General features: G+C 68.8%; 11 protein-coding genes and 1 pseudogene. 4 read left to right on the forward strand and 8 right to left on the reverse strand.

Annotated features, from left to right (window positions below; all coding sequences use genetic code 11):
- Positions 1–230 precede the first annotated feature (230 nt).
- From AB7U92_RS11845 to AB7U92_RS11875, 7 genes and pseudogenes are all read right to left on the reverse strand, one after another.
- A pseudogene (locus AB7U92_RS11845) lies at positions 231–935 on the reverse strand (type IV secretory system conjugative DNA transfer family protein); the annotation flags it as partial.
- Positions 936–1,196: 261 nt separating this feature from the next.
- Positions 1,197–2,090, reverse strand: coding sequence for a LysR family transcriptional regulator (locus AB7U92_RS11850; RefSeq protein WP_054022751.1), 894 nt, complete (start codon positions 2,088–2,090; stop codon positions 1,197–1,199).
- A 170-nt stretch (positions 2,091–2,260) separates the two neighbouring features.
- Positions 2,261–3,277 (reverse strand): 2Fe-2S iron-sulfur cluster-binding protein, encoded by a 1,017-nt coding sequence (locus AB7U92_RS11855; protein WP_054022750.1) that lies wholly within the window; start codon positions 3,275–3,277, stop codon positions 2,261–2,263.
- Positions 3,274–4,254, reverse strand: a complete 981-nt coding sequence (locus tag AB7U92_RS11860) for a PdxA family dehydrogenase (RefSeq protein WP_428576688.1) — start codon at positions 4,252–4,254, stop codon at positions 3,274–3,276. Before AB7U92_RS11860 ends, AB7U92_RS11855 begins: the two co-directional genes overlap by 4 nt.
- Positions 4,251–4,715, reverse strand: coding sequence for an aromatic-ring-hydroxylating dioxygenase subunit beta (locus tag AB7U92_RS11865; RefSeq protein WP_428576691.1), 465 nt, complete (start codon positions 4,713–4,715; stop codon positions 4,251–4,253). The genes AB7U92_RS11860 and AB7U92_RS11865 overlap by 4 nt, the downstream gene beginning before the upstream one ends.
- 40 nt (positions 4,716–4,755) lie before the next feature.
- Complete coding sequence (locus tag AB7U92_RS11870) at positions 4,756–6,000, reverse strand: aromatic ring-hydroxylating dioxygenase subunit alpha (RefSeq protein ID WP_428576694.1); 1,245 nt, start codon at positions 5,998–6,000, stop codon at positions 4,756–4,758.
- A gap of 8 nt (positions 6,001–6,008) precedes the next feature.
- On the reverse strand, positions 6,009–6,977 hold the full coding sequence (locus AB7U92_RS11875; protein ID WP_428576696.1) for a Bug family tripartite tricarboxylate transporter substrate binding protein: 969 nt from the start codon (positions 6,975–6,977) through the stop codon (positions 6,009–6,011).
- 129 nt (positions 6,978–7,106) lie between these two features.
- Between AB7U92_RS11875 and AB7U92_RS11880 the strand changes: the two genes are divergently transcribed.
- From AB7U92_RS11880 to AB7U92_RS11895, 4 genes are all read left to right on the forward strand, one after another.
- Positions 7,107–7,388, forward strand: a complete 282-nt coding sequence (locus AB7U92_RS11880) for a helix-turn-helix domain-containing protein (protein WP_231638279.1) — start codon at positions 7,107–7,109, stop codon at positions 7,386–7,388.
- Positions 7,348–7,935 (forward strand): IclR family transcriptional regulator domain-containing protein, encoded by a 588-nt coding sequence (locus AB7U92_RS11885; RefSeq protein WP_231638278.1) that lies wholly within the window; start codon positions 7,348–7,350, stop codon positions 7,933–7,935. Before AB7U92_RS11880 ends, AB7U92_RS11885 begins: the two co-directional genes overlap by 41 nt.
- Before the next feature lie 129 nt (positions 7,936–8,064).
- Positions 8,065–9,876: a mono(2-hydroxyethyl) terephthalate hydrolase gene (locus AB7U92_RS11890; protein ID WP_428576700.1), complete on the forward strand. Its 1,812-nt coding sequence runs from the start codon at positions 8,065–8,067 to the stop codon at positions 9,874–9,876.
- Between the two features lie 102 nt (positions 9,877–9,978).
- A complete protein-coding gene (locus AB7U92_RS11895; protein ID WP_054022744.1) occupies positions 9,979–10,740 on the forward strand; it encodes an IclR family transcriptional regulator domain-containing protein in 762 nt (253 codons plus the stop codon).
- A 357-nt stretch (positions 10,741–11,097) separates the two neighbouring features.
- Here AB7U92_RS11895 and AB7U92_RS11900 read toward each other — a convergent pair.
- Positions 11,098–11,687, reverse strand: a 590-nt coding sequence (locus AB7U92_RS11900) for a conjugal transfer protein TraG N-terminal domain-containing protein (protein ID WP_428576704.1), incomplete at its 5' end; no start/stop codon positions are given.

Here is an 11,687-nt window from a genome sequence, read left to right on the forward strand (position 1 = left end):
AGTGGCCGGTGGCGCTGCGCCCGCGTGCGGACTGGATGGCGGAAAACACAGGGTCAACCCCGAGATCAAGGCCCAACGAGCGCGAGGCGAGCCGTCAGGGCGGGCCGAATCCAGACAAGGCAACGGCTCAGGCGCCAGTTCCAAGCCATCCAGGCAGGCATCGGCTGCCCACCCAGGGCTGAGTCGGGCTTTCCAGGCTTTTCACAGACCAGACCGTTTGAAATTCCTATGCGCACCTCGTGCACGCCCCGGCGCACTTCCAGCAGCGGGTTGTAAGCGGCCGAGCGCGGATCGGTCGGGTTGAACAGCAGGCAGTGGCTGAACCGACTGCGCCAGCCGGCCGTGAGATTCCAGTTTTCGCCCTTGATGTCGTGGATCACGGCCGAGCCGGGCCAGGTGAGCAGCGTGGGCACCACCAGCCCCACGCCCTTGCCCGAACGCGTGGGCGCGAAGGCCAGCACGTGCTCGGGGCCGTCATGACGCAGGTACGTGCGCAGCCGGCGGCGCAGCTTTCGGCCCACGCCTTCGATGCAGCCCAGGAAGACCCCGGCATCGCCGGCCAGGCCGGCCTTTTCCACCTCTTCGGCTTCGGCCCAGCAGGCAGAGCCGTAGGTGGTGACCCGCCCGGCAAGCCGGGCCCGCCACACCGCCATGGCGATGGCCGCGGCGGTGGCGGCCAGCCCGCTCGAAGCGGCCATGATCCCTCCGCGTTCGAAGACGCGGGGCGAATAGGCGCCATAGAAATACCACCACTCGAACAGCTTCCACGGCTCGTAGGCCGGCATGCCGAGCACATGGAACCAGGCCGGCCCGAGTCCGGCCTGGTAGCCCAAGGCCCGCGCCGTCCACTGCGTGGCAGCCCACGTGCCGCCCAGCGGCACGCATAGCACGACGATGATCTGTCCGAACAGGATGCCGGTCGCTGATGTCGGCATGAGGCCACCTCCCGAGGCACGTGATTTCCAATGCGCGTGCCACCACGACACGCAGGTGCAAGTCTGAAATCAAGCGCCCGCGAGGCACACCCATCAGGGCGTGGCGCGGCGTACGCTAGCGGGTGCTTCGTTGATTCCAGAGGTGTGGTGGAGACTGCTCGCAGGGCGCAGCCAAGTCAGGCGGCGGTTAGCATGCCAGCCGACGCGCGACGCGTCCAAGGCTTCTGGCGCGAGCCGACATCGCCCCACGGCGATGTGCTGTTACGGCTGATGCAAGGTTCGGGCGTACGCGAGGAATCGCTGGAGCATCTGCGGCAGGCCGTCGCGCCGGTGCTTGTGCAGCACGTAGGTCTTGATGCGTATGTCCTCGGCCAGCGGTACCACGACGACATCGGTGCGGCGCAGGGTCGCCATGTGTCCGGCATCCGCCACGCCGACACCCAACCCCGCGGCGACGCGGATGACGTAGCCCACCAGCGTCCGTGCTTCGGCGGCGATGACGGGCCGCGCAGCGTAGTTCTGGCGCACGGCGTCCATCTGCCGGCGCAGGCCCGGCAGACGGTCGAGGCGGCAGGCGATCATGGGAAACGACAGCAGTTCGGAGGTCTGCACAACCTCGCGGGTGGCCAGTTCGTGGTCCGGCGGCAGCAGGGCCACCAGCGGATAGTCCCAGGCCATCTCCTGGGCAATGGCGTCATCGTCCGGAAGGCCGAAAGAAAAGCCGATGTCGACTTCCTCGCGCCGCAACGCGCCCGACAGTTCGGCCGCAGGCATCTCCGCAATCTCCAGCGGGATGTCGGGCGCCAGTGCGCGCCAGCCGGCGAAGCATTCGGAGAGCCTGAGCTGAGCCATGCCGTCCGCCACGCCGACGCGAAGCGGTGCGCGGTAGCGCGCATCGGTTTCGCGGACGACCCGCTTGATGCGCTCCAGACGCGTGAAGAGCATGCGGGCATGCTCGAGCAGCTTGGATCCGGCAGGGGTCAGTTTCAGCCTGCGTGGCGCGCGGACGAGGAGCGTGACACCCAGTTGCTCCTCCAGATCGCGCACGGTGCGCGACAGAGGCGTCTGGTCGACGTGCACACGTTCGGCAGCACGGCGGAAATTCAGTTCCTCCGCGACCGCAATGAAGTACCGCAGGTGTCTTAGCTCAATCATTGATGCCCCGAGTCGAATGGACTAGTAGGCCAGGAGTCGATTCACATATTGCAAAAAGAGCTCAAGCCTTCTTGAAGGAATTCGCTGTATGCCATTTGTCCTCGTGGCCGAATGAGACTGAAGACACCATGAAACGCTCCTGCGGCATCTCTCTATGGGGCCGGCCGTCTTCAGGCCGGCACGGCGCCCGCCGCCGGCCCGTTGACGAACACGTCGGCGTGGAAGCGCGCGGCCGGCAGGCCCAGCGCCTGCACCGCCGCCTCGCGCACCGACTGCACCATGCCCGGCGAGCCGCAGCAATACAGCTCGTGGCCCGACAGGTCGGGGCAGTGCGCGCGCAGCGCCGCGTCGACCCGGCCGGCGAAGGCGCCCTCGCGCGCCTCCCCGCTGAGCGCCTCGACGAAGCGGAAGCCCTGCGGCCACTGGCGCTGCCACTTGGCAATGGCCGGGCGCAGGTAGATGCCCTCGGCGCGGCGTGCGCCCCAGATCAGCGTGATCGGGCGCTCCACGCGCCAGCGCGCCATGTCGTCCAGGATCGACCTGGCCGGCGCGAAGCCGGTGCCGCCCACCACGAAGACGATCGGCCGGCGCGCGTCCGCCTCCAGCGTGACGGCGCCGAACGGCAGCTCGACCTCGATCGCGTCGCCCGGCGCCAGGCCGGGCACGCGCGCGCTGAAGGCGCCGCCGGGCACGTGGCGCACGTGCAGGGTCAGCGTGTCGTTCTCGTGCGGCGGGTTCGCCATCGAGTAGCAGCGGGTGCTGCCGTCGGGCAGCGCGAGCTGCAGGTACTGGCCGGCCTGGAAGCGGGCCCGCTGCCCGGCCGGCAGGCGCAGCTGCAGCACCGAGACGTCGGGCGCGGCGAGCTGGTTGCGGAACACCTTCGCCGTGAAGCGCTTGCGGGCGGACGGGTCGACGCGGTGCCAGGCGGCGGGGCGGATGCGCAGGTCGCCGCGCGGCGCGCACATGCAGAAGAGAACCTGATCGGGCGCGCAGCTCTCGTTGCGGATCGGGCCGCCGAGGCCGGCCACCTCGCCCTCGGCCACCGCGCCGGCGCAGTTGCCGCACACGCCTTTGCGGCAGGAGTAGGGCAGCTCGATGCCGGCGCGCAGCGCGGCGTCGAGCACGCTCTGCGCCGGGCCGCAGTCGAAGGCGGCGTCGCTGCCTTCGATGGTGATGCGATGGTTCATGCCGTCCCTTCCTCCACGCCGGCGCCCGACAGCAGCGCGATGGTGCGCAGCACGGCACCGGGGTCCGCGATGCCGCGGCCGGCGATGTCCATCGCGCTGCCGTGGCCGACGCTGGACAGCAGCACCTGCGCGCCGATGGACAGCGCGCTGGCCGCATTCGGCGCCAGCAGCTTGACCGGGATGTGGCCCTGGTCGTGCAGCATCGCGACGTACAGGTCGTGCCGCCGCTGCGCCAGCAGCAGGTCGGCGCCCAGCGGGCCGTCCACGCGCAGGCCTTCGGCACGCAGCGCCTGCACGGCCGGCTCGACGTGCTGCGCGTCCTCGGGGCCGAACAGCCCGCCCTCCGAGGCGTGCGGGTTGATGCCGAAGACGCCGATGCGCGGATCGGCGACGCCCAGCCGCGCGCAGGCCCGCGCGCCGGCGCGCGCCGCCGCGGCGATCAGCGCGGGCTGCAGCCGGCCCAGCGCGTGCGCCACGCTCTCGTGCAGCGTGGCGTGCACGATGCGCAGGCCGCCGCCGGCCAGCATCAGGAACACGCTGTCCTCCGGCTGGCCGCACACGCGCGCGACCAGCGAGGGGTAGCCGCTGAAGGCGATGCCGGCCTGGTGGATCGCCGTTTCGTGGTGCGGGCAGGCGACCACGGCGTCGGCCTCGCCGCGGCGGCAGGCCTCGATGGCGGCGCCGGCCGAGGCCACGGCCGAGGCGCCTGCCGCCGGGTCGATGCGGCCGGGCCGCGCCGCCTGCGCCGGCAGCGCGCCGGCGTCCACCACGGGCTGCTCGCGCAGCAGCGCCTCCAGCCCGAGCTGCGATGCCGTGCGCTCCAGCACGGCCGCGGGGCCGTACAGCGTGATGCGCCCGCGCGCCGCGGCCGGCAGCGCCGCCAGGGCCTTGAGCGCGATCTCCGGCCCGATGCCGTTGGGGTCGCCCACGGCCAGCGCCAGCCGGGGCGGCGCGACGGCCGCAGGGGTGGCGTTCACAGCGGCAGGGCCAGCAGCGTGTCCGTCACCGTGCTGTCGCACACGGCCACCCGCGAGCGCAGCCGCAGCCCGCCGTCCTGGCGCACGACGCGGTCCCGGTAGATGCCGCTGGCGAACAGCTCGGTCTGGCCGGTGGCCATGATGCGCGCCACCATGAAGGGCGTGCGCACCTCGGCGCCTTCCTCGTCTTGTTCGCCGAGCAGCGGGATGCCGAGCAGGTGCCGGTAGCGATGGCGCTCGTAGATGTTGGCTTCGCGCAGCGCGGCGATGCGGTCCTCCAGCATGGCGCGCGAGTCGGCGTAGACGATGCCGGCGGCCAGCCCCTCGCGCTCGTTCTCGGCGTGGGTGATGCGGTAGTGGCAGTCGTCGGTGAAGAAGTCGGGCCACCGCTCCAGCGCGTCGCTGTCGATGGTCTCGGCGTAGGCCGCGTTGAAGGCGCACAGCGCCAGCAGGTCGATCATGGTGTGGGGCTCTTTCACTCTCTCTTTGGGGCCGTCGTGCTCAGACGCCCATGTGCTGCCGGTAGGCCTTCCAGAAGCCGCGCACCGAGGCCTCGGTGGCGCGGCCCTCGCTCGAGGCGGTGCCGTCGCCGCCCATCTCCACCACCGCCTCCAGCGCGCCCGCGCCGGCGATGCCGCGCTGCACGAAGCCGCCGACGGCGCCGTCCTCCATCGAGATGAAGCCGGCCGGCCCGATCAGGTTGGACTGCTTGAGACGCACGCGCCGCTGTTCCGGCGTGTCGTCGACGTAGCCGAGGTAGGTCCAGTTCAGCTCCGTGCGTTCCACGCCCTTGGGCAGTACCTGGCGCACGGCCAGGCAGTTCTGGATCTGCTGCAGCACGAAGCCGGGGAAGACCGAGAGGATCTGCAGCGTCACGCCGTCCCCGTATTCCTGGAAGCCGGCCAGCAGGCTCGGGTCCTTGAGGCGGTAGTTCGCATCGTCCGAGCGCAGGCCCTGGTCGCGGTACGAGGCGTCCTTCTCGGCCTGCGCGTCGACCATGGAATAGCTCACGTGGTTGCCGCCGCTCTCGTCGACGATCACGCCGCCCTTCTGCGACAGGCGGTTGAGCTCGAAGGTGGTGAAGAACAGGTGCAGCAGGCTGGCGTGGTAGCTGTCGCGCACGTTCTCCACGTACAGCTTCCAGTTGTTGGGCAGCGCCTGCGTGAAGCGCCCGATCACCTCCACCGGCTTGTGCAGCACGCGCTCGATGCGTTCGCAGATCTCCTCGCCCAGGTACTCCTCGATGCCGGGCACCTCGTCGCCGAAGCTGCCGAAGAGCAGGCCGCAGAAGTTCGCCACGCGCAGCTTGCGCGGGCCGTGCGCCTCCTTGCAGAAGCCGGGCGGCATGCCGCCCCGGCCCTTGACGCCTTTCTCGAAGGCCACGCCGGTCAGGTCGCCCTGCCGGTTGTAGCTCCAGGCGTGGTAGACGCACTGGAAGTTCTCGGCGCGGCCCGACTTCTCCAGCGCGATCAGCGCGCCGCGGTGGGCGCAGCGGTTCTCGAAGGCATAGACCTCGCCGTCCGCGTCGCGCACCACCACCACCGGCGTCTCGCCGACGAAGGTGGTGCGGTAGCTGCCGGCCTCGGGCAGCTCGGCCTCCAGGCACAGGTAGTTCCAGGTCTCGCCCTGGAAGATGCGCGCCTGCTCCTCGGCGGCGAGCTGCGCGTCGCGGTAGACGCCGTAGGGGATGCGCGTGAGCCCGGGGCCGGACCAGCGGACGGGTTGAAGGGTGGACGTGTCTTGCATGGGGTTGCTCAGTCGAGGCGGACGTTGGCGCTGCGGATGACCCGGTCCCACTTGGCGGACTCGGCGCGGATGAACTGGCCGGTGCGGGCCGGGTCCCAGCCGCGCGGCTCGGCGCCCTGCTCGGCGAACTTCTGCTGCACCTCGGGCTGGGTCAGTGCGCCGGCAAAGCTCTTCTGGAGCGCGGCCACCTTGGCCGCGGGGGTGCCCGGCGGCGCCACCACCGCGAACCAGGTCACGGCGTTCATCGACGGCAGCCCCTGCTCGGCGAAGGTGGGCACCTCGGGCAGCGCGGCGGAGCGCTGCTTGTCGGCCACGCCCAGGATGCGCAGCTTGCCGGCCTGGTGGAAGGGCAGCGACGAGCTGATGTTGTCGAAGAACACGTCGATCTGCCCGCCCACCAGGTCCACCAGCGCCGGCGCCGTGCCCTTGTAGGGGACGTGGACCATCTCCGTGCCCGTGAGCTGCATGAACAGGCTGGCCGTCAGGTGCGAGGTGGTGCCGTTGCCCTGCGAGCCGTAGGTCACCTTGCCCGGGTTGGCCTTGGCGTAGGCGATGAACTCCTGCACGTTCTTCACCGGCAGCCGCGGATTGACCACCAGCACGTTGGGCACCGTCGCCAGCACCGTGACCGGCTCCCACTTCGACGGGTCGAAGGCCATCTTCCGGTACAGGTGGTGGTTGATGGCGATCGGCCCGGGCGGCGAGGCCAGCAGGGTGTTGCCGTCGGGTTCGGCGCGGAACACCGCCTCGGCGCCGATGTTGCCGCCGGCGCCGGTGCGGTTGTCGATCAGCACGCCGGCGGGGAACTGCGCGCGCAGCTTCTCGGCCACCACGCGCGGCAGGATGTCGGCCGTGCCGCCGGCCGGGTAGGGCACGATGATCTTGAGGGCTTGCGGAGTCTGTGCCGCAGCGCTGCCGAGCAGGCAGGCCGCGGTCAGGCAGGCGGCGCCGAGGCGCCGCGCGAGGGCGGTTGTCATCCTGTTGTGTCTCCGTGTCTGACGTTCGTCGGGGGTGATCCAGTGTCCGGGCCGCATGCCTTTCGCCACAAGCCGGATGTGCGGCATGCGCAAAAATGGACGCCCCGGCATGCGCAGGATCAAGATGCGATGGCAGACAAGAACTTCGTGAGCTCGCTCGACAAGGGCCTGCAGGTGCTGGGCTGCTTCGGCCGGCAGCACGCGCGGCTCACCGTCTCGGAGGCGGCGCGCCTGACCGGCAGCACGCCGGCCTCGGCGCGGCGCTCGCTGCTCACGCTGCAGGCGCTCGGCTACCTCGACAGCGACGGCAAGCGCTTCTGGATGCTGCCCAAGGCGCTGCTGATCGCGCACGCCTATCAGTTCCCGCCCGATGCCGCAGCTTGCGCAGCCGCTGCTGGTCGCTCTCTCTGAGCGCACCCGTGAGTCGGCCAGCCTGGGCATGCTTCTGGGCGACGATGTGGTGATCGTCGCTCGCGCAATTGCCCGGCGCAGCCTTTCGACGGGGCTGGCCATCGGATCGCGGCTTCCGAGCTATTGCTCGGCGCTCGGCGGGGTGTTGCTCGCCGCGTTCGAGCCCCTGGAAGCACGCAGACGTGTCGACCAGATGCAGCGCGCTGCACTGACACCGCGCACCCTCTGGCGTAGCAACGACGTCGTGGCCGAGGTGGCCCGCTGCCGCGAGCAGGGCTGGTCGGAGAGCGATGAAGAACTGGAACTCGGCGTGCGGTCGATGGCCATCCCGGTGTTCGACCGTGCGGGCGATACCGTCGGCGCCATGAGCATCGCGGTCCAGGCCGACCGTATGACGATGGCGGATTCCGTTCGACCATGCTGCCGGCGCTGCGTCGTGCGCGCGATGCGCTGGCGACCCGCTTGCCGGCGGATTGTGCGCACCCGGGCCGGGCGCAGTGGAGCCGCTGCGGCGGGCATCTCGGTACTTCGATGCAAAGCGTCGTAGGGGAAACCCTGGAACGACCAAGTTTCTTTCGCGATGCGCAAATATCCTGACGCTACATCAAGCCTTCGGTCACACCATCGCGCCCGCGGCTGCAAATCAATGCCGCGAACCAGTCGAAGGAGACATAAGATGCAGACAACAGTCACCACGATGCTGCTGGCGTCGGTGGCCCTAGCCGCGTGCGCTGGCGTCGGATCCACGCCGCTGCCGCTGCCGCAGCAGCAGCCGCCGCAGCAGGAGCCTCCGCCGCCCCCGGTGCCCTTGGCTTCGCGCGCCGCATGCGAGGCTCTGAAGGACGGAAATGGCGACATGGTGTGGCCAAATGCCGCGACGGTCGTGGAAGTCGCTGCCTGGCGTGACGCCGCGCCCGCCACCGCATCTGCGGCTGCGCTGCCCGAACACTGCGAGGTGTCCGGCGCCATCGCGAAGCGCACCGGGATCGACGGCTATCCCTACGAAATCAAATTCCGCCTCCGGATGCCCGCCGAATGGAACGGTCGTTTCTTCATGGAAGGCGGCAGCGGAACTAACGGCTCGCTGTCCGCGGCTACCGGCAGCATTGGTGGGGGACAGATCGCAAGCGCGCTGTCTCGCAATTTCGCCACCATCGCAACGGATGGAGGTCACGACAACGCAGTGAACGACAATCCCGACGCGCTCGGCACCGTTGCCTTCGGATTGGATCCGCAGGCCCGTCTCGATATGGGCTACAACTCGTACGATCAGGTCACGCAGGCAGGCAAGGCCGCGGTGGCCAGGTTCTACGGACGCGCTGCCGACAAGTCCTATTTCATCGGCTGTTCGGAGGGCGGCCGCGAGGGCATGATGCTCTCGCAGCGCTTCCCTTCCCACTACGACGGCATCGTTGCCGGTGCACCAGGCTACCAGTTGCCGAAGGCCGGGATCAGCGGTGCGTGGACCACACAGTCCCTTGCGCCCGCCGCTGTCGGTTTGGATGCACAAGGCGTGCCGCTTATCAATAAGTCTTTCTCTGACGCCGACCTGCACCTTCTTTCACAGGCAATCCTGGGCACATGTGACGCCCTCGACGGCCTTGCGGATGGCATCGTTGACAATTACCGGGCCTGCCAGGCAGCCTTTGACCCCGCCACGGCAGCCAATCCTGCAAACGGCCAGGCGCTCCAGTGCGTTGGCGCCAAGACTGCGGATTGCCTGAGCCCCGTCCAGGTCACTGCGATCAAGCGCGCGATGGCGGGGCCCGTGAATTCGGCGGGAACGCCGTTGTACAACAGATGGGCTTGGGACGCTGGCATGAGCGGACTGAGTGGCACGACCTATAACCAGGGGTGGCGCTCGTGGTGGCTCGGTAGCTTCAACAGCAGTGCCAACAACGCCCAGCGCGTGAGCGGCTTCTCGGCGCGCTCCTGGCTGGTCGATTTCGCCACACCGCCCGAACCGATGCCCATGACGCAGGTTGCCGCGCGGATGATGAAATTCGATTTCGACATCGATCCGTTGAAGATTTGGGCGACCAGCGGACAGTTCACCCAATCCAGCATGGACTGGCACGGTGCAACTTCTACTGACCTTGCTGCCTTCCGCGATCGCGGCGGCAAGATGATCCTGTACCACGGCATGTCCGACGCCGCGTTCTCAGCCCTGGACACGGCCGACTATTACGAGAGACTTGGCGCAGCGATGCCAGGTGCTGCTGGATTCGCGCGCCTTTTTCTGGTGCCGGGTATGAATCATTGCAGCGGCGGTCCCGGGACCGACCGGTTCGACATGCTGACGCCCTTGGTCGCCTGGGTCGAGCGCGGCGAGGCGCCGGATCAGATCTCCGCCTGGTCGGGCACGCCAGGGTACTTCGGGGTGGCGGCACGCACGCGGCCACTTTGCCCGTATCCCCAAATCGCCCGCTACAAGGGTAGTGGAGACATCAACACCGAAGCGAACTTCGCCTGCGCGGCGCCTCCCTGATAGGGGCCACGTAGCGTGGCGCCTTGCACGATTGCTCCGGCAAGGTGAAGTTTTCATGCTGCGTACTTGACGATCGGGTCCTGGAAGCAGGGTCAAGACGCGATGACAGACAAAAACTTCGTGACTTCGCTCGACAAGGGTCTGCAGGTGCTGAGCTGCTTCGGCCGGCAGCACGCGCGACTGACAGTCTCGGAGGCGGCGCGCCTGACCGGCAGCACGCCGGCCTCGGCGCGGCGCTCGCTGCTCACGCTGCAGGCTCTTGGCTACCTCGACAGCGACGGCAAGCGCTTCTGGATGCTGCCCAAGGCGCTGCTGATCGCGCACGCCTACCTCGCCTCGCGCGCCACACCGGCGCTGGCTCAGCCGTTGTTGGATGCGCTGTCGGAGCGCACGGGCGAGTCAGCCTCGCTGGGCAAGCTGCTGGACGACGACGCGATCATCATCGCGCGCTCTACGGCGCGGCGCAGCCTGAGCATCGGGCTGGGCATCGGCTCGCGCCTGCCGGCCTACTGCTCGGCCATCGGCCGCGTGCTGCTGGCCAGCCTGCCCCCGGGCGAAGCCGAGCGCCGCGTGCGCGCCATGCCTCGCCAGCCGCTGACGCCGCGCACGGTGTACGAGGTGCGCCCCGTGCTGGAGCTGATCGCCCGCTGCCGCGAGCAGGGCTTCGCCGGCAGCGACGGCGAACTGGAACTGGGCGTGCGCTCCATGGCCGTGCCGGTGCACGACCGCAGCGGCTCGCTGGTGGGTGCCATGAGCATCGCAGTGCGCGCCGAGCGCATGAGCTTCGCCGAGTTCCGCGAGGCCTTCCTGGCCGCCCTGCGCAAGGCCGGCACTACGTTGGGCGAGCGGCTTTATCCCGAGTGAAGGGGGACGGCCCGCTACACCCTGCGCACTACGCCCGCGCTCAACTCAGAGACACTGGCTGTACGCGAAGACTACCGGGGTTGGACTGCTTCAAGATCCTTCAGAAACCACGAAAATCCAACCCCGTCCAGCCCTCAAACTGACATGGGATGATGTCGAGGACCACGTGCGGAGTCTGGTCAGTCTCCTTGGGTTCATCCTTCAGGCACGTCCTTGGGCAGCAACGACTGCGTCATGGCAACCCACTCTTCTGCTAAGACAAACCCCGGCGTCGCCGACAGTGCGTCGCCTCGATTTCCAGCCAGGGCTTTACGCGAATCCCTGGGCGCCATCTTGCGTCCAGTCGCACTCTCGGCGTCAAGGCTTGTCGGGCCTCTCGAGGAAGGCGAAAACGCCAAGCATGCTTCTGTCGATGACCGTGCGGTGATCCGCGTCCTGAATCTCCTCGTAGCGAAAGATCATCTTTCGCTCTTCCATGGCATCAATCCACGTCCTGGTCATGTCGACGGGAACCGCCAGCACTGCGTTCTGGCGGATCAGGTCGGCCGCCGTCGCGGCCGCGGTCGCGATGCTGTTCTTCAGGTAGGCCTGCTGGATTTGCCCGGCAATGGCGGCATTGGCGGCCGCAGCCGGCAGCGTCGGATTCAGCTGGAAGGCGAGCTTGCCCTGGATGCGGGTCAGCTGCGCGGGAAGCCGGCCGTTGAGGTTCGTGTAGGCGTTCGGGCAGGTGTCGACGGTGATCGAGCCGCCGGCGCTGGTCAGGGTCGTGAAGCGGGCCGGGTTGGGCGATGCCATCAGCGCCCACACGTCGTCCGAGCTGGAGAACGTGCCCGGATCGACCGTGCCGTCGATCAGGTCGTACATCGTGCAGTTGTGGATGAAGTTGACCAGGTCCGTGCGGAAGTTCGGATCCTGGAACGCGACGCCGCCTGTCTCCCGGATGAGGC

Origin of the sequence: Piscinibacter sp. (genome assembly GCF_050175855.1) — a bacterium.
Classification (GTDB): Bacteria; Pseudomonadota; Gammaproteobacteria; order Burkholderiales; family Burkholderiaceae_C; genus Piscinibacter.